Source organism: Diaphorobacter ruginosibacter, assembly GCF_014395975.1.
GTDB classification, from domain to species: Bacteria; Pseudomonadota; Gammaproteobacteria; order Burkholderiales; family Burkholderiaceae_C; genus Diaphorobacter_A; species Diaphorobacter_A ruginosibacter.
Genome location: NZ_CP060714.1, coordinates 1,786,437 through 1,806,983, shown reverse-complemented (window position 1 = coordinate 1,806,983; position 20,547 = coordinate 1,786,437). Strand labels below are relative to the sequence as shown.

At 64.7% G+C, this 20,547-nt stretch carries 20 protein-coding genes; 11 read left to right on the top strand and 9 right to left on the bottom strand.

All coding sequences use genetic code 11. From position 1 onward, the window contains the following. Nucleotides 1-119 precede the first annotated feature (119 nt). Together H9K76_RS08285 and H9K76_RS08280 are read left to right on the top strand one after the other, a co-directional pair. Nucleotides 120-443 (top strand): zinc ribbon domain-containing protein YjdM, encoded by a 324-nt coding sequence (locus H9K76_RS08285; RefSeq protein WP_187600527.1) that lies wholly within the window; start codon nt 120-122, stop codon nt 441-443. A 235-nt stretch (nt 444-678) separates the two neighbouring features. Then, nucleotides 679-1,779 carry a porin gene (locus H9K76_RS08280; protein WP_187599469.1) on the top strand — a complete coding sequence of 367 codons (1,101 nt, stop codon included), beginning with the start codon at nt 679-681 and terminating at the stop codon, nt 1,777-1,779. 40 nt (nt 1,780-1,819) lie between these two features. Here H9K76_RS08280 and H9K76_RS08275 read toward each other — a convergent pair whose 3' ends face one another. The 9 genes from H9K76_RS08275 to H9K76_RS08235 form a co-directional block, all read right to left on the bottom strand. Beyond that, the gene (locus H9K76_RS08275) at nt 1,820-3,865 is read right to left on the bottom strand and encodes a sigma-54-dependent Fis family transcriptional regulator (protein WP_187599467.1); all 2,046 of its coding nucleotides are present in this window, start codon (nt 3,863-3,865) and stop codon (nt 1,820-1,822) included. Nucleotides 3,866-4,016: 151 nt separating this feature from the next. Next, the gene (locus tag H9K76_RS08270; protein ID WP_187599465.1) at nt 4,017-4,859 is read right to left on the bottom strand and encodes an alpha/beta fold hydrolase; all 843 of its coding nucleotides are present in this window, start codon (nt 4,857-4,859) and stop codon (nt 4,017-4,019) included. Between the two features lie 7 nt (nt 4,860-4,866). Continuing rightward, nucleotides 4,867-6,447 carry a GMC family oxidoreductase gene (locus H9K76_RS08265; RefSeq protein WP_187599464.1) on the bottom strand — a complete coding sequence of 527 codons (1,581 nt, stop codon included), beginning with the start codon at nt 6,445-6,447 and terminating at the stop codon, nt 4,867-4,869. Between the two features lie 51 nt (nt 6,448-6,498). Then, entirely contained in the window at nt 6,499-7,122 is a 624-nt protein-coding gene (locus tag H9K76_RS08260; protein ID WP_246475388.1) for a gluconate 2-dehydrogenase subunit 3 family protein, read from the bottom strand. A 32-nt stretch (nt 7,123-7,154) separates the two neighbouring features. Then, a complete protein-coding gene (locus H9K76_RS08255) occupies nt 7,155-7,913 on the bottom strand; it encodes a lipoate--protein ligase family protein (RefSeq protein WP_187599462.1) in 759 nt (252 codons plus the stop codon). Further along, on the bottom strand, nt 7,910-8,650 hold the full coding sequence (locus tag H9K76_RS08250; RefSeq protein WP_187599460.1) for a dihydrolipoamide acetyltransferase family protein: 741 nt from the start codon (nt 8,648-8,650) through the stop codon (nt 7,910-7,912). Before H9K76_RS08250 ends, H9K76_RS08255 begins: the two co-directional genes overlap by 4 nt. Beyond that, nucleotides 8,647-8,898 carry a biotin/lipoyl-containing protein gene (locus H9K76_RS08245; protein ID WP_187599458.1) on the bottom strand — a complete coding sequence of 84 codons (252 nt, stop codon included), beginning with the start codon at nt 8,896-8,898 and terminating at the stop codon, nt 8,647-8,649. Before H9K76_RS08245 ends, H9K76_RS08250 begins: the two co-directional genes overlap by 4 nt. Beyond that, nucleotides 8,895-9,932 (bottom strand): alpha-ketoacid dehydrogenase subunit beta, encoded by a 1,038-nt coding sequence (locus tag H9K76_RS08240; protein ID WP_187599456.1) that lies wholly within the window; start codon nt 9,930-9,932, stop codon nt 8,895-8,897. Before H9K76_RS08240 ends, H9K76_RS08245 begins: the two co-directional genes overlap by 4 nt. A gap of 64 nt (nt 9,933-9,996) precedes the next feature. Further along, nucleotides 9,997-11,004 carry a thiamine pyrophosphate-dependent dehydrogenase E1 component subunit alpha gene (locus H9K76_RS08235; RefSeq protein WP_187599454.1) on the bottom strand — a complete coding sequence of 336 codons (1,008 nt, stop codon included), beginning with the start codon at nt 11,002-11,004 and terminating at the stop codon, nt 9,997-9,999. A gap of 414 nt (nt 11,005-11,418) precedes the next feature. On the opposite strand from H9K76_RS08235, the gene H9K76_RS08230 reads away from it, so the two are divergent. The 9 genes from H9K76_RS08230 to H9K76_RS08190 are packed head-to-tail and all read left to right on the top strand — an operon-like array spanning nt 11,419 to nt 20,508. Continuing rightward, complete coding sequence (locus H9K76_RS08230; RefSeq protein ID WP_187599452.1) at nt 11,419-12,024, top strand: TetR/AcrR family transcriptional regulator; 606 nt, start codon at nt 11,419-11,421, stop codon at nt 12,022-12,024. Continuing rightward, nucleotides 12,005-12,427 carry a cobalamin B12-binding domain-containing protein gene (locus H9K76_RS08225; RefSeq protein ID WP_187599450.1) on the top strand — a complete coding sequence of 141 codons (423 nt, stop codon included), beginning with the start codon at nt 12,005-12,007 and terminating at the stop codon, nt 12,425-12,427. The genes H9K76_RS08230 and H9K76_RS08225 overlap by 20 nt, the downstream gene beginning before the upstream one ends. Then, complete coding sequence (locus tag H9K76_RS08220; protein WP_187599448.1) at nt 12,424-14,106, top strand: acyl-CoA mutase large subunit family protein; 1,683 nt, start codon at nt 12,424-12,426, stop codon at nt 14,104-14,106. The genes H9K76_RS08225 and H9K76_RS08220 overlap by 4 nt, the downstream gene beginning before the upstream one ends. Before the next feature lie 4 nt (nt 14,107-14,110). Next, nucleotides 14,111-15,298: a methylmalonyl Co-A mutase-associated GTPase MeaB gene (gene meaB / locus H9K76_RS08215; protein ID WP_187599446.1), complete on the top strand. Its 1,188-nt coding sequence runs from the start codon at nt 14,111-14,113 to the stop codon at nt 15,296-15,298. A 27-nt stretch (nt 15,299-15,325) separates the two neighbouring features. Continuing rightward, nucleotides 15,326-15,655, top strand: coding sequence for a hypothetical protein (locus H9K76_RS08210; protein ID WP_187599444.1), 330 nt, complete (start codon nt 15,326-15,328; stop codon nt 15,653-15,655). A 25-nt stretch (nt 15,656-15,680) separates the two neighbouring features. Then, complete coding sequence (locus tag H9K76_RS08205; protein WP_187599442.1) at nt 15,681-17,642, top strand: AMP-dependent synthetase/ligase; 1,962 nt, start codon at nt 15,681-15,683, stop codon at nt 17,640-17,642. After that, nucleotides 17,639-18,436, top strand: coding sequence for an ABC transporter ATP-binding protein (locus tag H9K76_RS08200; RefSeq protein ID WP_187599441.1), 798 nt, complete (start codon nt 17,639-17,641; stop codon nt 18,434-18,436). Before H9K76_RS08205 ends, H9K76_RS08200 begins: the two co-directional genes overlap by 4 nt. An 18-nt stretch (nt 18,437-18,454) precedes the next feature. Continuing rightward, entirely contained in the window at nt 18,455-19,384 is a 930-nt protein-coding gene (locus H9K76_RS08195) for a branched-chain amino acid ABC transporter permease (protein WP_187599439.1), read from the top strand. A gap of 47 nt (nt 19,385-19,431) precedes the next feature. Further along, a complete protein-coding gene (locus H9K76_RS08190) occupies nt 19,432-20,508 on the top strand; it encodes a branched-chain amino acid ABC transporter permease (RefSeq protein WP_187599437.1) in 1,077 nt (358 codons plus the stop codon). Nucleotides 20,509-20,547 lie beyond the last annotated feature (39 nt).

Here is a 20,547-nt window from a genome sequence, read left to right as displayed (position 1 = left end):
GTTTCGCCGGCCCATCGAGGGACCAGGCGGACCGCGTTTTCCGGCCCGCCCGGATCCACCGGGCTCCAGGCCTCCTCCCTTCACAATAAAGACCCCACCATGACAGTTGCCCTGCCACCCTGCCCCAATGTCAATCCGAGTTCGTCTACGCTGACGGCGCGCTGCTGATCTGTCCGGAATGCGCGCATGAGTGGTCTGCAGAAGCCGTGCCTGAGGCCTCCGAGCCTGAGACTGTCGTCAAGGATGCCGTCGGCAACGTGCTGCAGAACGGTGATGCCGTCACGGTCATCAAGGATCTGAAGATCAAGGGCTCGTCACAGGTGGTCAAGGTAGGAACCAAGGTGCGCAACATCAAGCTCATCGACGGCGACCATGACATCGATTGCCGCATCGACGGCATCGGGAACATGCAGCTCAAATCTGCCTACGTGAAGAAAGCCTGAGACCATCAATCACCGCCCTGAAGGCGACCCGGGCCCGCCCGCGCGCGCCCGAAATCCCATTCCTTCAGCTCTACCGCATTCCTTCAATTACAAGAAAAACTCATCAATTCATCTAATTATCTCGTTGGACTGATCAATCACCAGAAGCTGAAATACGCAACAGCGGCTCTGCGCCGGATACCCCGCCGGTTTGCGGGCGCCGACTTCCTTCTTTTTTCAGCCACGAGAGGTCATCTTGAACACATCCAACCGTCGTCCTGCCTTGCGGATGCTTGCAACCGCCGTTCCGTGGGCCATCGCCTGCGCCCAGGCCCAGGCCCAGGCCCAGGCCAACGTGACGCTATTCGGTCTTCTGGACGCCGGTGTCAGCCACTACTCACTGAGCGGTGGCCCCCGCATGAATGTGCTCTCGAATCACGGGCAGCAACTGAGCCGCATGGGCATCCGTGGTGCAGAGGACCTGGGGCAAGGGCTCAAGGCATCGTTCTGGCTCGAAGCGCCCGTCACCCTCGATGACGGAACGGCCGGCGGCCTTAACTTCTCGCGCCGCTCCACTATCAGCCTCTCAGGCAGGTGGGGTGAAGTGCGCATGGGGCGCGACTTCACAGCGACCTACCGCAACGACGGCTTCTTCGACCCATTCAACGCCACCGGGGTCGGCACGCAGGTCATTGTCCAGGCCCGCGCCAGCAGCTCAAGCCGCGTTGCGTGGGCCGGCAAGCAAGGGCTGAACAACCCCTCCTATCTGCGCACCAGCAACAACATCAGCTATTTCCTGCCAGGCAATGAGGGGGTGTACGGCACCATGCAATATGCCTTCGATGAACAGGCTGGCGGCGCCGGCCATCCGGGGCGCTACGTGGGCCTGCGCCTGGGCTACAAGGACGAGCGGCTCAATGTGGCCATGTCGGCCGGAAAGATCCACGGCACCTCGCCTTCGAGCGCTGCCACACCCGGCATCACCACCATGAGCATCGCCGGTTCGTATGCGTTCAGGCCCCTCACCGTGATGGCCCACTGGGGCCGCGACAGGATCGATTCCGGCGTGGCGACACACCATCTGAACGGCTTCATGCTGGGCGCCTCCGCGAACGTCGGCAGCGGTGAGGTGAAGCTCGCCTACTCGCAGGCCAGGATCAACTGGAATGAATCCCCCACCACACGCAAGGTGGCGCTGGGCTACGTGCACAAGCTGTCCAAGCGCACCAGCCTCTATGCCACCGCCGCGCACATGAAGAACTCGGGAGGCGCCCAGCTGACCGTGGCGTCTGCGCTGGCGGGCCGTCCGAACACGAGCTCCACAGGCATGGACTGGGGCATCATGCACAGCTTCTGACCACGCTACCGGCCTGCCCTGCAGGCACGGACTCGCCGCCTCACGCCCCCCGCCGGTTCGGGCTGACGATGTTCCATTTCTGCATGTAGCGATACACCGTCGCGCGGCAGATGCCCAGGGTCTGGGCGGCCTCTGTGACGTTCCAATGGCAGGCCTGCAGCGCGGCGAGCAGCCTGTCGCGCTCCCCATGGTGGGCCTGGGCGCCGGATGAGGTCGCCTGCACTGCCGACACAGGCGATGCCCTGGCGCCATCGGTACTCTCCTCCCTGTGAATGGACAGGAGCCGTGGTGGCGGCAGCAGGCCCGAGTTCGTGCCCACCCCTTCGAGAATCTCCGCCGGCAGGTGCTCCGGCTCGATGAGCGTGCCGCCGCTCAGTGCCAGTGCCGCCCGCAGCGCGTTGCGCAGCTGCCGGATATTGCCGGGCCAGTCATAGCGCAGCAGCCAGTCCGAGGCTTCTGCGCTGATGGGCACCTGGCGTCCATGGATCTGCAGACTGGCTTCCGCGAGAAGCGATTGCATGAGTTGCACGCGGTCGGTGCGCTCGCGAAGCGGCGGCAAGGTCAGCGTGACGCTGTTGAGACGGTAGTACAGGTCGAGACGGAACTCTCCGCGATCCACCATCTCGCGCAGGTTGCGGTGGGTGGCGCAGACCAGTTGCACGTCGACGGGAACGGCCTGCTCCGCACCCAGCGGCGTGACCTCGCCCTCGGCCAGCACGCGCAGCAGGCGCGTCTGCAAGGCGAGCGGCATGTCGCCTATCTCGTCGAGGAACAACGTGCCGCCATGCGCCTGCAGCACCTTGCCGCGCGCGCCCTTGCTGCGGGCGCCCGTGAATGCACCGTCCTTGTAGCCGAAAAGCTCGCTCTCGATCAGGGTTTCAGGAATGGCCGCGCAGTTGATCGCAACGAACGGCTGGTTGCCGCGTGCGCTCGCCTCGTGCATGGCCTTGGCGAAGGCCTCCTTGCCCGAGCCGGATTCGCCACGCAGCAGCACCGCAAGGCCCTTGTCGAGCACGCGCATCGCGTGCTGCACATTCGCCAGCATGGTGGTGTCCTCGCCCGCCAGCCGGTACAGCGCCTGTGCACCGCCCGCCGGGTCGTGGCCTGGCCTGGCGGCGGCGCCCGCGGAGCGTGCAGGCGCCGGGAATGTCCGGGTGGTGCCACGCCGCGGCGCACGTACGATCGCGTAGCACCGCTCGCCGGTGTGCAGCAGGCGCGTCGACAACGGATCACCGGGGTGCTGCATGGCGGACAGCACCTGCTCGAAGCGCAGGTCCAGCAACTCATCCATCGGCCTGCCGATGGCCAGGTACGCCATGTGGCCCAGCTCATGCAGCAAGGTCTGGTTGATGGCCACGACATGTCCCGTTTCGTCAAGCGCCGCCAGGCCGCCCGGTGCGACCTCCAGCAGATCGCGCCGTCGCCCGAGCCTCAGCACGCAATGGCCCTCGAAGGCATTGAGGAAATTGGCGTCCTCGGCCATGCGCGCGAATGACTTCACCATCTGCAGCACCAGGTGCTGGCTGCGCCGGTCGTCAGGTGATTCGAGTGCCGAGGCGTCGAGCACCGCGAGCGGCGTTCCGTCGGGCGCGAAGATGGGCACGGCGCTGCAGGTGAGCTTCTTGTTCGGCATCCGGAAATGCTCGGACTGGTGCACGGTGATGGCACGCTTTTCCAGGTTGGCAAGAGCCACCGCGCAGGTGCCCTCGTTGTCCTCGGTCCAGCAGCTGCCGAGCCACAGGCCCGCATGCCGCAGTTCACGATCGATGGTGGGGTTGGAGATGAAGTCCACCACCACGCCGTGCGCATCGGCCAGCAGCACGACATAGCCCGCATCGCGCACCTGCGAGAACAGGGCCTCCATGCCGCTGCGGGCAACACCCATGAGCCGCTCCATGGGCTGCTGGTGTTCCTTGAGTGCGGTCGACGTCAGCACGCGGGGCGAGCCGCTGCGCGCCGGATCGAGGCGATAGAGCTCGGACGAGCGCTGCCTGGAGCGCTCGATGACTTCACCGTCGGGCGCGAAGCCCGGCGGGATGGGCGTGCCGCTGGAAAGAGCGCCGGGCGATGTTGCATTCCACACCATAGACTGTCTCCATATGCCTGCCCTCGGCGTGCGGGGCGGGTCTGTCGTATCTGTGCTCTGGCTGGGGCCACCATATCCTGCCGCACCGCGCAACAAGTGGTTGATGCGAATCAAGATTTCACCATCATAAACCCGTAGTCCGGCGCCAGGCTTACACACGGGCGGCATGGCCGCCGAGCCAGTATTGCAGGCATTGGACCAGTGCCGCCGGCTGATCGGCCTGCAACCAATGCCCGGCGTGCGGCAGCTTGCTCACTTCGAGCAGAGGGAACAGCTCCCGCATGCGCAGCAAACCCTGCCCGGCAACGTAGTCGGAGCGCCCGCCCCGCACCAGCAGGGTCGGGGCACTGCCTTGCTCGGACTCCGCCCCCTGCAGCGCTGGCACGCGAAAATCCAGCAACTGTGGCAGCGAGTCCGCAATGCCCCGCCAGTGGATGCGCCACGCCAGGCGACCCTCGCGCCGCTGCAGATTCTGAAGCAGCATCGCGCGCAAGGCAGGCGCATCGACGGACTCCCTGAGTGCCTCGTCCACCTCCGCCCGCGACTCCAGCCGCGAAACGTCGATCCCCATGACGGCCTGCAAGAGCGGCGTGAACCGGTCTTCATAGCGCACAGGGGCGATATCGAGCACCGCCAGGCTCGCGCAACATTCAGCATGGAGCAAGGCCAGCGCCATGGCCACCTTGCCGCCCATGCTGTGGCCGATGACGTGCGCCCGGCCGATGCCCTGCTCCGCGAGCAGCCCGCGCACCTCGTCCGCCATGCCGGGATAGTCCATCGAGTCGCGGTGCGGCGACGCGCCATGATTGGGCAGGTCCACCACCAGTACGCGTCGGCCTTGCGACAACGGCATGGCGACGTGGTGCCACTGCACCGAGCTGCCGAAGAGCCCGTGCAACAACACCACGGCGATGTCACCGGGAGCACTGCCCTCGCCATGGCCCGCATCGCGGTGGCCGTAGTTCCGGAAGGCAAGCCGCGCTGAATGGCCCATTGCCGCCTCAGAGCTCCTTGCGCTGCATGGCCGAGGCGATGTACTCCGCCTGCCGGATGGCCAGCGCCACGATGGTCAGCGTCGGGTTGGCCGCCGAGCTCGATGTGAACTGGCTGCCGTCGGAGACGAACAGGTTCTTCACATCGTGCGTCTGGCCCCAGCGGTTGACGACGCCGTCGGCAGCCTTTTCGCTCATGCGGTTGGTGCCCATGTTGTGGCTGGCAGGATAGGCCGGCATGTCGATCACGCGCGTCGCACCCACGGCCTCGGAGAGCTTGCGCCATTGCTGCAGGCCGTGCGCCGTGATGCGGTCGTCGTTCTCGTGGTAGGTCTTGGTGACGATCGGAACCGGCAGGCCGTACTGGTCCTTCTCCGTGGGATGCAGCGTGATCGAGTTCTGCTCGCGCGCCAGGTCCTCGCCGCACACCCACACGCAGGTCATGTGGTCGTACATTTCCATGGCCGATGCGAAGTCGCGGCCCCAGCCACCGGGCTTCATGAAGGCCGCCGTGTACGGCAGATGGATCGCAAGGCCTTCGAGGTAGTAGCCCCCGACGAAGCCGCGCCGGGTATCGAGCGGCACTTCGTCCGCAACCACCGCCGCGATGTCGAAGCCCCGGTACATGTACACCGGCTTCTTGTGGATCGCCACCGCCGCGGCCGTGGCATGGTTCATGTAGTTGCGCCCGACCTGGCCCGATGAATTGGCCAGCCCGTTCGGGAACAGGCTGGAGGCGGAGTTCAGCAGCAGGCGCGGCGACTCGATCGAGTTGCCCGCCACGCACACGATGCGTGCCTTCTGCAGCTGTTTGCGGCCCTTGCCGTCCACATAGAGCACGCCCGTGGCGCGGCCCGACTTGTCGTGCTCGATCTGCAGCACCATGCATTCGGGACGCAGCTCCATGTTGCCGGTAGCCTGTGCGCGCGGCACTTCGGTGTAGAGCGTGGACCACTTGGCGCCGATCTTGCAGCCCTGCATGCAGAAACCCAGCTGCATGCAGCCCGGGCGGCCATCATAGGGCTCCGAGTTCGACGCCGCCGGGCGCACGATGTTCTTGTAGCCCACCTTCTTCGCGCCGGCCTCGATCACCTTGTAGTGGTTGTTGGGCGGCATCGGCGGCAGCCCGCTGGCCTTGGTGCCGCAAACACCCATCTTCTTCTCGGCAAGCTCGTAGTACGGCTCGAGCTCCGACAGCGTGATCGGCCAGTCCAGCACGTTTGCCCCGTCCACCGCGCCGTAGGTGGTGCGGGTGTGGAAATCGTGTTCCTGGAAACGCAGGGCCACACCCGACCAATGGACCGTGGAGCCGCCAACGCCCTTGACGATCCACGCGGGCAGGTTGGGGTAGGTCTGCGTGTGGTGCCAGCCGCCGGCCGATATGCGCTTGTCGAGCCATGAGATCTTGTTGAACATGGCCCATTCGTCGTTTTCGAAATCGGCCTGCGTATAGTGCTTTCCGGCCTCGAGCACCACGCTCTTGATGCCGCGCTGCGCGAGTTCATTGGCGAGCGTCGCACCGCCCGCGCCCGAGCCGATGATGACGGCGACGCTGTCGTCGTCGAGTGAGAATTTTGCCTGGTCTGTCATGGGGAATGTCTCCTGATCCGTGTTGTGTGCTGTTCTGGCTGGCGCCGTGCTTCAGAGCCAGTCGAGATCGTCGAAGCCGCGGTGCAGATAGCCGCCCTTCTGCCACGACGAGCCCTCGTAGCCGAACAGCGGCCACAGCTCCTTGTTGTTGTAGAGGCCGGTGACGAGGTCACCCTGGATCTTCTTGAAGAATGGCGTCGACTCGATGCCCCTGAGCAGCGCCACGCGGTCGCTCTCGGCCTTCACCTGCAGGTAGGGCGTGCCATGCTGCTTCCTCGCGCGCTGGTCCAGGTCCTGGAGGCCTTCGACGAGCAGCTTCTTGAGCGCCGCATCCTTCTTCGCAAGGCCGTCATAGGGAGCTTCGGCCTGCACGTAGAACTTGTCCGGGAGCTTGTCGTGCGGATAGATGTCACGCGCCATGCGCACCAGCGTACGGCCCGCGTGCTTGCCGAGATGCGTGAAGCTCTGATCCGCCGTCAGCGCCCTGGCCGCCTCCTTGGACAGGGCCGGTGCGGCCGGCAACACCACCACGCCGATGGCCCCCAGGCCGCTGCCGCGCAGGAAGCCGCGGCGCTGCACGCGGGGTGCCTTGTCGAGCACGCGCATCGCAGGCTCGTGCCCGGGCGATGCATCGTTCGCCGCCTGCCCCGCCGGCTTGAATGGATTGAGTTTCATGGGTCGTCTCCTTCAGGGTTTGAAGTCTTTGGTTATGAATCGATGGGATGGGCGACCTGCGCGCTCATGGCCTCGCGCAGCCGCTGCTCAAGCAGCTCCGTCCAGCGCCCGCGCTCGAAGAGCTCTCCCGCGCATTCGGTGCAACTGATCGTGGTGGTGGCCAACCGCGCGGCGTCCAGCGCCGAGCCCCCCAGCGCGGAGCACAGCAGGGGCCAGGGCGACGGCTCGACCAGCACGCCACCCACGAGCAGCACGCCCGCACGTCGCCGCACCTGCGCAAGGCCGGCGATCTTCCTGCCGTCCGCCAGGACCTCCCAGGGAGACAGGCCGCCGAAGCAGGCCCAGTCCACCTTGCGCTGGCCGCCGGCATAGCGCTCGTGCAGCACCCGGGGGTCGAGCGCAACGGCCTGCACGCCGCAGTCCGTGAGCGCCTGCGCGATCACCTCGCCGAACCATCGGTAGCCGGCCACCGGCCCGCCCTGCACCAGCGGATGACCGGCAGGCAGGACGGCCGAGATCCCCAGCATCCACGGGCCGGTGAGCACCGCTCCGCCACCAGACTGGCGGATCAGCACGGGCAGGTGCGGATCGGCCTGCTCCTGCCCCAGCAGCTTGCGCTGCGAGCACCCCAGCACAATGGCCGGATCGCTGTAGCGCCACAGGCGCAGTTGCGGCTGCGCGACCGGGCTATCGAGCTGCTGCTCGTTCCACAGTTGCTCCTGCACGGCCACGGGCACCTGCAGCAGCTCGTCGAGGGCCGCCGCCTGCTGCAGGCCGGCCGCGCAGTTCATGCTGCACTCCACAGGCGCTGCGGCGACTGCAGATGCTCCTGCACGCTGCGCAGGAACAGCGCCGCCGGATAGCCGTCGATCGCGCGGTGATCGAACACCAGCGTCAGCGTGGTGACGGCGGAGATCTGGACCTGGTCCTCGCGCACCACCGGCTGCTCGCGTACGCTGCTCACCCCCAGGATGCCCACCTGCGGCGCATTGAGCACTGGCGTGAACCAGTCGATGCCCGTCATGCCCAGGTTGGTCACGGTGAAGGTCGCCCCCTGGTAGGCCTTGGGCGTGAGTTTGCCGGCGCGCGCCCCGCTGGCCAGCTCCCGCGTTTCGCGTGCCAATTCCTCAAGCGGCTTGGTGTCCGCATCGCGGATCATCGGCACCATCAGTCCCTCGTCGAGCGCCACGGCCAGCCCGAGGTGGACACCCGGCTGGCACTGAATGCCGTCATCGAGCAGCCAGGCGTTCATGCGTTCGTGCTCGCGCAGGGCCAGCGCGACGGCCTTCAGCACACAGGTGGTGAACGTCATGCGCTCGGCGCCGTCGCGGGCGTTGCGCAACGTGAGCTCGGCCATGCAGGAGGCCACGTCCACGTCCACCCCCATGGCCACGCGCGGGGCCTGCCAGCCCCGGCTCATGTTGCGGGCGATCGCGCCGCGCAGGCCCTTGAGGGGAATGACGGGGAGCGCCGCCGCCGCCACGCCAGCCACGCCGGTCACCTCCACGGAGGCAGCCGGGGCTGTCATGCGCCGCTCCGCAGCGTGCCCAGAGCCTGGCCGGGCTTGAACGTGCCTTCGGCGGCTACCAGGATGGAGTCGATCACGCCGTCCTCCGGAGCCAGCACCTCGTGGCTGGACTTGACCACCACGACGCTCGCGACGGGTTGCCCGGCCTTCACCGCATCGCCCACCTGGACCAGCCAGTCCTCGACCAGTGCTTCGGTGCCGGGTTCCACATCCTGCCAGGCATCCAGAGAGAGAACGATATCGGTCATGCGAGTGCTCCTTCGATCTGGCGAGCGCCGACGATCTGCCGCGCGGCGGCGGCAATGGTGTCGACCTGGGGAATCACGAACTGCTCCAGCGGGCGGCTGAAGGGAATCGGCACGTCCGGCACGGCCAGGCGACGGATCGGTGCCTTGAGCTGCACGGTGTCCAGGTGCTCGCCGACCAGCGCCGCGATCTCGCCCGACAGGCCGAAGCTCAGGTAGTCCTCGTCGACCACCAGCAGGCGCCCGGTCTTGCGCACGGACTTCAGCACCGATTCACGATCCAGCGGCACGATGGTGCGCAGATCGATGATCTCCGCGGCGATGCCTTCGGCCGCGAGCTTCTCGGCTGCGAGGATGGATTTCTGCACCATCTGGCTCAGCGTCACGATGGTGACGTCGCTCCCCTCGCGCACGCACTTCGCCTGGCCGAAAGGAATCGCGTAGGACTCTTCGGGAACCTCGTTGGTACTGCCCTCGAAGTACGACATCCAGGGCAGTCCCATGATCCCCTTGTGGAACAGGAACACGACCGGGTTGTTGTCGCGGATGGCCTGCGTCATGAGGCCCTTGGCGTCGTAGGCGTTGGACGGAACGACCACCTTCATGCCGGGCATGTGGGCGAACGTGGCGTACAGGCACTGCGAGTGCTGGGCCGCGTCGTTGTACCCGCCGCCGATGGCCGACATGAGCACCATGGGCAGCTGGATGTTGCCGCCGGCCATGTAGGTGTTCTTGGCCATGTGGTTGTAGATCATGTCCATGCACACGCCGAAGAAGTCGACGAACATGAGCTCGGCGATGGGTCGCATGCCTTCGGCGGCGGCACCGATCGCCGTGCCGATGAACGCCGTCTCCGAGATCGGCGTGTCCATGATGCGATCCTTGCCGTGCTTGGCGAGCAGGCCGCCGGTGGCACCGAAGATGCCGCCGTACTTGCCCACGTCTTCGCCCAGAACGAACACGTTGTCGTCGCGTTCGATCTCCTGGCCGATGGCCTCGGCAATCGCCTGGGCCATGGTGAGTTTGCGTGTTTTCATGATGTCTCTCCTGCAATCGTTGGAATGGAAGCGGGCCGGGGCCGGTGAAGCTGGCTGCAAGCGGTCAGTTGAAGACGTGCAGCAGCGCGTCCTCCGGCTTCGGATAGGGGCTTGCGCGGCCGTATTCGTAGGCCTCCGCCACACGGGCGCTGACGCGCTGGCGGATCTGCTGCTCCACGGCATCCGTGAGTTCGCCCGCCGCGCGCAGCTGTTCGGCGATGCGCGGGATCGGGTCGTTGGCGCGCAGCGTCGTGGTCTCGCCCTTGGTGCGGTACACCTCGGGGTCGCCCTGGAAGTGGCCGAGATAGCGGTCGGTCTTGACCTCCAGGAGCGTGGGCCCGCCACCCCTGCGCGCCCGTGCGATGGCCTCACCGGCGGCCTCGTAGACCGCCACGGCATCGTTCTCCTTCACCAGCACCCCGGGCATGCCGTACGCGCTGGCACGGTCGGCGTTCCACTCCACCGAGGTCGACTCGGTCTTCTCCACCGAAATCGCGTACTTGTTGTCCTCGCAGACGAACAGCACGGGCAGTTGCCAGAGCGCAGCGAGGTTCAGTGATTCGTGGAAGGCTCCCTGGTTGGTTGCGCCCTCGCCAAAGAACGCCACGGCCACCCAGTCCTTGCCGCGCTTCTTGGCCGCCAGGGCCGCGCCGCATGCGGGGGGCATGCTCGCGCCCACGATGCCGCTGCAGCTGAACTTGTGCGCCGCATCGAACAGATGCATGTGACCGCCCTTGCCTTTGCCAAGCCCCGTCTCCTTGCCGAACATCTCGGCCGTCATCGGCTTGAGCGGTACGCCCTTGGCGATGGCGAAGTGGTGGGAGCGATGGGCGCCGACCACCGTGTCGTTGTCCGTCAGGTGCGCGCAGACCCCCACCGCAACCGGCTCCTGGCCAGCGGCGAGATGCATCTCGCCCGGCACCGGCCCGGAGCCGATGTCGAAGGCCAGTCCCTTCTGGATGTGGGGCGGCAGCTTGCCCTCCATGTAGACCCGGACCATGGTCTCTTCATATTCCCGGATCTCGATCATCTTCTCGTACATCCACAGCTTGCGCTCGGTGCTTGCATTCATGGCGGTGTCTCCATTGCCTGGTTGGTGATTCATGGTTTGAAACCCGAAACTGCGTCGCAGCTCGTACCTGCTCAAGGCAAGCGCCATGCCAATTGCCGGCCAGGCGTCGAAAAGCGTGGGTTAACCCTGAAAAACAATGGATGCAACGCGCCGGAAAACGCAGATACCGCTCACAAACAAGGGCAAACCCGCAGAGAAGGTGGCACTCGGCGTTGGAGGGAGCGTGCGACGGCATGCGACAGATGTCGCACCTGTCGCAGCGGGCTTGCAACGGCCTGCGACAGGTGTCGCAACACGACCCGAAGCGGGACGAAACAAGGTGCCCCAGGCACCCGTGAAATCCCTAGATGTCGTCTCGTTGACTTTTACCCATCAAGTCATGACACTTATACCAAACGAACGTTTGCTTTTTATATGAACTCCAAACGCACCACCACGCGGTCGCCACGGGCAGACAACCGGCTTCCGGAATTGCTGAATGCAGCAGCACGGCACTTCGGCAGCCGCGGCTACGCGGCGACCTCCATGCGCGACATCGCCCTGGAGACCAACATGCTTCCGGGATCGATGTACTACCACTTCCCTTCCAAGGAAGCGCTGCTCGTGGCGGTCTACAGCGAGGGCGTCAGGGAGCTGGAATTAGCAACCGCGGCGGCGCTGGAGAAGGAACGCGACCCGTGGAGCCGCCTCGAGGCGTTGTGCCGGGCACACCTGGAAACCGTGCTCAGCGACAGCAACTACGCAAACGTCCTCATCCGCGTCTTGCCTGACGACATTCCGGAAGCCGCCGAGCGCCTGCGCGCCGTGCGCGAGAGCTACGAGCAGACCTTTCGCGACGCAGTGGAGCAACTGCCGCTCGTGCCCCGCGCAGATCGCCACGCGCTGCGCCTGATGCTGATCGGCGCGCTCAACTGGACAGCGCTGTGGTTCAACCCCCAGGGACGCGATTCCCCACGCGCACTGGCAAGGAAGTTTGTGGGGCTCATAAAGGAGACACAAGATGGCAGCTCGTCCGCCTAGGGTGATTGTCACGAAGATTGGATTTGACGGGCATGACAGAGGCAGCCGCGTCATCTCCGCCACCCTTCGCGACGCAGGCATGGAGGTGATCTACACCCCGCCATGGCAGGAGATCGCCACCGTCGTCAAGCTGGCAACGGAAGAGGATGCCGACGTCATCGGTATTTCCTCTCTCGCGACGGACCACCTGATCATTCCCCAGCTCATGGACGCGTTGAGGAACGCCGGGCTGTCGGATGTCCAGGTCATCGTGGGCGGCATCGTGCCCGCCAAGGATGAAGCCAGGCTGCTTGAAGCGGGCGTTGCCCGGGTCTTCCATCCCGGTGCCGCACTGGATGACGTCGTCACCGACGTCATCGCCCTCACCGCGAAGCGCCGCCAATTGCAAGGGGAATCAGCATGAGCGCCGACATTCTGAACATCAAGCAGGCTGCAGCACCCGAAGGACTGCGCAAATGGGAAAGGGAATTCACCCAGGGGGTGAAGGCCGATGCCACCACGTTCAACCGCTCCGGCATTCCCATCAAGCCGCTTTACACGCAGCGGGACTGGACCGGCGAGCGCCAGGACGAGGCACTTGGCTACCCCGGCCAGTATCCCTACACGCGCGGCATCTATGCCACCATGTACAGGGGAAGGAGCTGGTCCCAGCGCCAGCTGATCGGCCTGGGGGTTCCGGAGGACTACAACCAGCGCGTCAAGGAAATCCTGGACCTCGGGGCATCCGCGCTGTCCCTCATTCCCTGCAACTCCGTGTTCCGCGGATACGATGCCGACGAGGTGCCCCACGAACTGCTGGGCACTTGCGGTACGGTGATCAATCACGTCAAGGACATGGACACCGCGCTCGACGGCGTGCCGATCGGCGACCTGTCCACGGCCATGAACGATCCCTCGCCGTTCACGCTGCTGGCCTTTGAGCTGGCAGTGGCGAGGCGTCGCGGCATCCCCTGGACCAGGATCACCGGAACCTCCAACCAGAGCGACTGCATTTCCCATTTCGTCGCCAACCACATGTTCTTTCGCCTGGCGCTTCAAGGCGCAAGGCGCGTGGTGATCGATCACATCAAGTTCTGCAACGCATACGTTCCCAACTGGAATCCGCTCTCCATCGTCGGCCAGCACATGCAGCAGGCGGGCGCGACGCCGGCCGAGGCCATGGCATTCACGCTGGCGTCCGGCATCCAGTATGCGGAAGACTGCATTGCAGCGGGCATGGACCCGGACCAGTTCCTGCCACGCTTCACCTTCTTCTTCGACATCTCGGTCAGCCTGTTCGAGGAGGTTGCAAAGTTCCGGGCAGGAAGAAGGATCTGGGCACGGCTGTGCCGCGAACGATTCGGAGCGAAGGACCCACGCTCGTGGCGATTCAAGTTCCACGGCCAGACGTCGGGCGTGGATCTCACCCGGCAGCAGCCACTCAACAACATCGCCCGTGTCACGACGCAGGCCATGGCGGGCATCCTGGGGGGGTTGCAGTCCCTGCACACCGACGGCTATGACGAAGTGTTCTCCACCCCCACGGCCGAGGCCGCGCGCATCGCCGTGGCAACGCAGAACATCCTGCGCGAGGAAGCCCACCTCACCGATGTCATCGATCCGCTGGGCGGCTCCTACTACATCGAATCGCTCACCGACGATATGGAGGCAAAGATCAACAAGATCATCGCCATGATCGACGAGGTGGGCGGCATGTACAACGCCGTGGAAAAGGGCATGGTCCAGCAGATGATCGGAGACTCCGCCCTCGCGTTTCAGAAGCAGGTGGATTCAGGCAGCCAGACCGTGGTGGGCGTCAACGCCTACCAGACGGAGGAAGACCCCGGAACCTATCCGTCGCTGGAGTATCCCGAACCCGCGCGGATGCAGGGCTATCTCCAGCGGCTGGCCCAGTTCAAGCGGGAGCGCTCGAACGCCGACGTGGATGCCGCATTGACTGCGCTGGCACGCTCGACGGAAGGCCGGAATGCCAACGTATTCGAGCATGTGGTCAAGGCCGCTGAGGCCGGCGCGACCCACGGGGAAATTTGCGGCACGCTGCGCAAGGAACTCGGATTCGGCCATCCACTCACCATGGTCTGACGCGATGGATACAGCTCTCATATTCAAGGCGCTGGAGGGAGATCGCCGGGCCATCGGACGGGCGATCAGCGCACTCGAGGATGGCGGGGCATCGGCATATGCGATACGCCAGGCCACCGCTGCCCGGCAAGGCCGCGCCCATGTCATCGGCGTCACGGGCCCGCCCGGGGGCGGCAAGTCCACGCTGGTGTCCGCGATGATCCGCGGCCTGCGCGAACGCGGCATGACCGTGGCGGTCGTGGCGGTGGACCCGTCGAGCCCCTTCACCGGCGGGGCCGTGCTGGGAGACCGCATCCGCATGGGGGAACGCCAGTCGGACGACGGCGTGTTCATCCGCTCGCTGGCCTCCCGGGGGCATCTCGGCGGCCTGGCCACGGCCGCTGCCGATGTGATCGACCTGTTCGATGCAGCCGGGTTCGATGTCGTCATCGTCGAGACCGTCGGTGCGGGGCAGTCGGAAGTGGAGATCACCCGCTTTGCAGACACCAGGATCGTCGTATGCCCTCCAGGACTGGGCGACGACGTGCAGGCCATCAAGGCGGGCATCCTCGAGATCGCCGACGTATTCGTCGTGACCAAGGCCGATCTTCCCGACTCGCGCAAGACAGCGTCCGACCTGCGCGCCATGCTCGCGCTTCGCAAGGACCAGTGCCACCTGCCCCCTGTGCTGCAGGTGGTGGCCACAAGCGGCGACGGCGTCGACAAGCTGGTGGAAGTGCTGCTCCAGCGTCCGGAGCGAGGCAAGCGGCATGCGGTGGACGGCGCTCAGGAGGCCTACCGGCAACTGTCCGGGTTCATTGCACAGGACAACGTGGCCAACCTGCTGGGATTCGAGCTGGTGGCAGCCGCCAAGGGAACGGCCACGCTGCGCATGAAGGTGCAGCGCAAGCACATCAATTTCAACGGCAAGTGCCATGGCGGCATCCTGTTCTCGTTTGGTGACATGGCGCTCGGCCTGGCATGCAATTCGCACGGCAAGCTCGCCACGCTCGTGGATGGACAGATGAGCATCTCGACGGCCGTGGACGAAGGCGACTGGCTGATCGCACATGCCAGCGAGGTGAGCCGCTCCAGGAAGATCGGCAGCTACCAGGTGCGCATCTTCAGGGCCAGCGACAACGCGCATATCGCCCTGATCCACGGGACGGTGTATGTCCTGGACAGGCCTCCTGTGGGCGCCAACGATGAATGAGGTGCCGTGATGGACCAGGAAGCCCCGATGACGACAGCCATCGCACTGCGCGGAAGGCGCAAGGTCCGGCAGCTCAAGCGGCAACTGCGCACGGCCGGCCTTCCATCCGCGGCCGCCGCGCAGCAGGATCTCGGCCGCGACAGTGTCCTGGAGCTGCTGGAGCGGAGCATGCGCTTCGGTCACCAGCGCCTCGCCCTGCAACGTTTGCACCAGGCATTGAAGCTGGGTGCCGTGCTGACTGAAACTCACTGGAAGTACTGCCATGGTGTTGCCGCTCGCTCACAAGACAAGTCACTGCAGGAACGATACCTCGCGCTCGCCCTTGAGCACTCCGCCCATCCTCCAGGCGCCCATTGAGCGCCCCCTCCAACGCGGAGTCAACGTGCAACCGACCTTTCCCCGCTTGATGCTGAAACAGGCCGCAACACGTCCGAAGGCCCCGGCGATGCGGGAGAAGGAGTACGGCATCTGGCAAACCACGAGCTGGTCGGATCTTGCGCGAATGGTTCAGGAAATCGCGGGCGGCCTGCACCTGGCGGGACTGCAGCGGAACGAGCACCTGGTGCTCCTCGGGAGCAATCGTCCGCGCCTCTATGCGACCATGCTGGCGGCCCAGTCCCTCGGTGCGATTCCCGTTCCGCTCTATCAGGACGCCGTGGCGACGGAATGCGTCTTCCCCATCAACAACGCGGAAGTGCGCTTCTGTGTCGTCGAGGACCAGGAACAGGTGGACAAGCTGCTGGAAGTGCGCGACCAATGCCCCCGGCTCGCGCGCATCTGGTATGACGAGCCGCGCGGCTTGCGCAACTACGAGGAGACCTGCCTGGAAGGGCTCGATGCCCTGATGGACCTGGGCCGGCAGTTCACACGCGACCATCCCGATTTCTACCATGGCCAGGTGGAGCAAGGCAGTGCCGCCGATGTCGCCGCCATGTTCTTCACCAGCGGCACCACGGGCAATCCCAAGGGCGTGGTCCACACCCACGCGTCGCTCATCGACCGCGCCCAGGCAGGAGCCAGGTTCGACCAGCTGAAGGACACGGAAGAAGTGCTGGCCTATCTGCCACCTGCGTGGATCGGACAGAACATCTTTTCCTATGCGCAATGGCTGGCGGTGGGCTATGTCGTCAACTGCCCCGAGAACGCCAGCACCGTCTCCATCGATCTCAAGGAGGTGGGGCCGACATACTATTTCGCGCCGCCCAGGATCTTCGAAGGGTTGCTGACCCATGTGATGATCCGCATGGAAGATGCCAGCACCGTCATGCGATGGGTGTTCAGTTCCTGCATGGAACTGGCCAGGCGCGTCGGCCCTGCCCTGCTGGACGGCAAACCCGTGGGCATGTGGGACCGGATCAGGTACCGGATCGGCGATGCCCTCATCTATGGTCCGCTTCGCAACAATCTTGGATTCTCGCGGGTGCGGGTGGCCTACACGGCGGGCGAGGCGATCGGTCCGGATCTCTTCAGTTTCTATCGCTCTATCGGCATCAATCTCAAGCAGTTGTATGGTTCCACCGAAACGGCCGTCTTCGTGTGCCTGCACCCGGACAGGGACGTGCGATCGGACACGGTGGGCATTCCTTGCGAAGGCGTGCAGATCAAGATCGGAGAGAACGGCGAGGTGCTCGTCAAGACGCCCGGACTGCTCAAGGAGTACTACAAGAACCCGGGAGCGACGGCGGAAGTCATCTCGGACGATGGCTGGTATCACACCAGCGATGCCGGCTTCCTTGACGCCAGCGGACACCTGAAGATCATCGACCGCATCAAGGACGTGGGCCGTTTGCAGGGGGGGCCGTTCTCGGGTGCCATGTTCGCGCCCAAGTACGTGGAGAACAAGCTGAAGTTCTTCTCGTTCATCAAGGAGGCAGTGGCCTTCGGCGATGGCCGCGACCGTGTCTGCGTGATGGTCAACATCGACTTCGACGCGGTCGGGAACTGGGCCGAGAAACGGAACCTGCCCTATGCGGGGTACACCGACCTGGCCGGCAAGCCCGAGGTGTGCGAGCTGGTCAGGGATTGCGTGGAGAAGGTCAACCTCGACCTGTCCCGGGACGGCATGCTCGCGGGCAGCCAGGTCAGCCGTTTTCTTGTGCTGCACAAGGAGCTGGATGCCGATGACGGCGAACTCACCCGCACCAACAAGGTCCGCCGCGGCTTCATCGGCGACAGGTACTCCGTGCTTGTCGACGCGCTGTACGGCACGCAGACTGAGCAATTCGTGCAGACACAGGTGAAGTACGAGGACGGACGGACCGGCTCCATCAGTGCGACGCTGAGGCTGCTGGATGCAAAGACCTTCCCTCCCTCAGAGACGGCCGAAGGAGTCCACCGCGTATGAGCAAACGACAGATCGGCGACGTCATCCTCGACGTCCGGCACATCAGCCTGCGCTTCGGCGGCGTCAAGGCGCTCACGGACATCAGCCTCGACGTCCGCGAACATGAGGTGCGCTCCATCATCGGCCCCAACGGAGCAGGCAAGAGCTCGATGCTGAACTGCATCAACGGCGTGTACATCCCGCAGGAAGGAAGCATCAACTTCAGGGGCAGATCCTTCAATCAGCTGAGCAGCCGCGATGTGGCGCAGATGGGCATCGCGCGCACGTTCCAGAATCTTGCACTGTTCAAGGGCATGAGCGTCATCGACAACATCATGACGGGGCGGAATCTGCGCATCAGGAGCAGCCTGCTCTCGCAGGCCTTTCGCAACCCCTTCGGCCTGGGCGGCGCGCAGCGCGAGGAAGAAAAGCACCGCGAATTCGTGGAGCGGATCATCGATTTCCTGGAGATACAGGCCCACCGCAAGACGCCCGTCGGCCAGTTGCCCTACGGGCTGCAGAAACGTGTCGACCTGGGGCGCGCCCTTGCAATGGAGCCGCAGGTGCTGCTGCTCGACGAGCCGATGGCCGGCATAAACCTCGAGGAGAAGCAGGACATGTGCCGCTTCATCCTCGATGTGAACGACGAGTTCGGAACCACCATCGTGCTCATCGAGCACGACATGGGCGTGGTGATGGACATCTCGGACCGGGTCGTCGTTCTGGACTACGGCAGAAAGATCGCCGATGGGACCCCGGACGAGGTTCTGAACAACGAAGAGGTGATCCAGGCCTACCTGGGCACCACGCATTGAAACCATCCGGAGAAGCCTATGTCCTTCTTTCTAGAGACGCTGTTTGGCGGGCTGATGGCGGGCATGCTCTATGCCCTGGTGGCCTTGGGATTCGTGCTGATCTTCAAGGCCTCCGGCGTATTCAACTTTGCCCAGGGAGCGATGGTCCTGTTCGCTGCACTGGCCATGGCAAGGTTCTCCGAGTGGATACCCCAGTGGTTCGGCATCGGAAGTGCGCTCGTCGCCAACGTGCTGGCATTCCTGATGGCCGGGCTGTGCATGGTGCTGATTGCATGGCTCGTGGAGCGGCTTGCGCTGCGCTACCTGGTCAATCAGGAAGGTGCGACCCTGCTGATGGCAACCCTGGGCATTTCATATTTTCTGGATGGACTGGGGCAGACCATCTTTGGCAGCAATATCTACCAGATCAATATCGGCATGCCCAAGGACCCCGTGTTCATCCTGGAGCAGGCATTCGAAGGCGGCCTTCTCATCAACAAGGAGGATCTCTATGCCGCCCTGATCGCGGCCGTCCTCGTCGCGACACTGTCCGTCTTCTTCCAGAAAACGGCAACGGGACGCGCACTGCGCGCCGTGGCCGATGACCACCAGGCCGCGCTGTCCATCGGCATTCCGCTCAACCGCATCTGGGTGATCGTCTGGAGCGTCGCAGGCGTGGTGGCCCTGGTCGCGGGAATGATCTGGGGATCGAAGCTGGGCGTTCAGTTCTCGCTGGCCACCGTGGCCCTGCGCGCACTTCCCGTGCTCATCCTCGGCGGGCTCACCTCCGTGCCCGGAGCCATCATCGGCGGCCTGATCATCGGCGTCGGGGAAAAGCTCTCCGAGGTCTACCTGGGCCCCCTGGTCGGGGGCGGCATCGAGATCTGGTTCGCCTACGTCCTCGCGCTCGTGTTCCTGCTGGTTCGCCCCCAGGGGCTGTTCGGCGAGAAGATCATCGATCGCGTCTGATCCTTCGCCCTCTCCACCCTCGCATCCGCACCTAACGGGAGGCATCCATGCTCTACAGAGAAAACGGCCAGATCAAGACCAGCTACCGCGCCGACCAGCAGATCCTGCCCATCGAACAGGATCGCCATGCCATGCTCGCGTTGCTCGTCACCGCCAGCGTGCTCATTCCCTCGCTGGCCTCCGACTATGTCTTGCGGGCCATCGGCATTCCCTTCCTGATCATGTCGCTCGCCGCACTGGGAGTGAACATCCTGGTGGGCTACTGCGGGCAGATTTCACTGGGATCGGGGGCCTTCATGGCCATCGGTGCGTACGGTGCATTCAACCTGATGGCACGGATTCCGGACATGCCGCTGATCCCTGCCCTCCTTCTTGGCGGGTTCTTCGCCATGATCTACGGGATCGGGTTCGGACTGCCGAGCCTGCGCGTCAAGGGACTGTATCTTGCGGTTGCCACGCTGGCAGCGCAGTTCTTCAGCGACTGGCTTTTCCTGCGGGTGAAATGGCTGACCAACCATTCGTCTTCGGGCTCCGTGTCGGTCGGCAACCTGCACGTCGGCAGCCTGCCCATAGAGACGCCCATACAGAAATACCTCTTCTGCCTTGCGTTCGTGATCTTCTTTGCCCTGATCGCCAAGAATCTCGTTCGCAGCGCCGTCGGCCGGGAATGGATGGCGATCCGCGACATGGACGTGGCAGCCGCGGTGATCGGCATCCGGCCGACCTACGCCAAGCTGAGCGCATTTGCCGTGAGCTCCTTCATCATCGGGATCGCGGGCAGCCTGTGGGCGTTCGTGCACCTGGGCGCATGGGAGCCCGCCGCCTTCTCGGTGGAGATCTCGTTCCGCCTGCTCTTCATGGTGATCATCGGCGGCATGGGCTCGATCATGGGCGGTTTTCTCGGGGCTGCGTTCATCGTCCTGCTGCCCATCTTCCTGAGCCAGGCCCTTCCCGCAGTGGGGGGCGTCTTCGGCTTCGCCATTTCCACCGCCACCATCGCCCATATCGAGACGATGATCTTCGGTGGATTGATCGTCTGGTTCCTCATTGTCGAGCCCCACGGGCTCAGCAAATTGTGGTCGCTTGGAAAGCAGCGTTTGAGGATCTGGCCATTTCCTCATTGACTGTCGGAACGCACTCCGCGGCCCGGCAACAAGGCCATT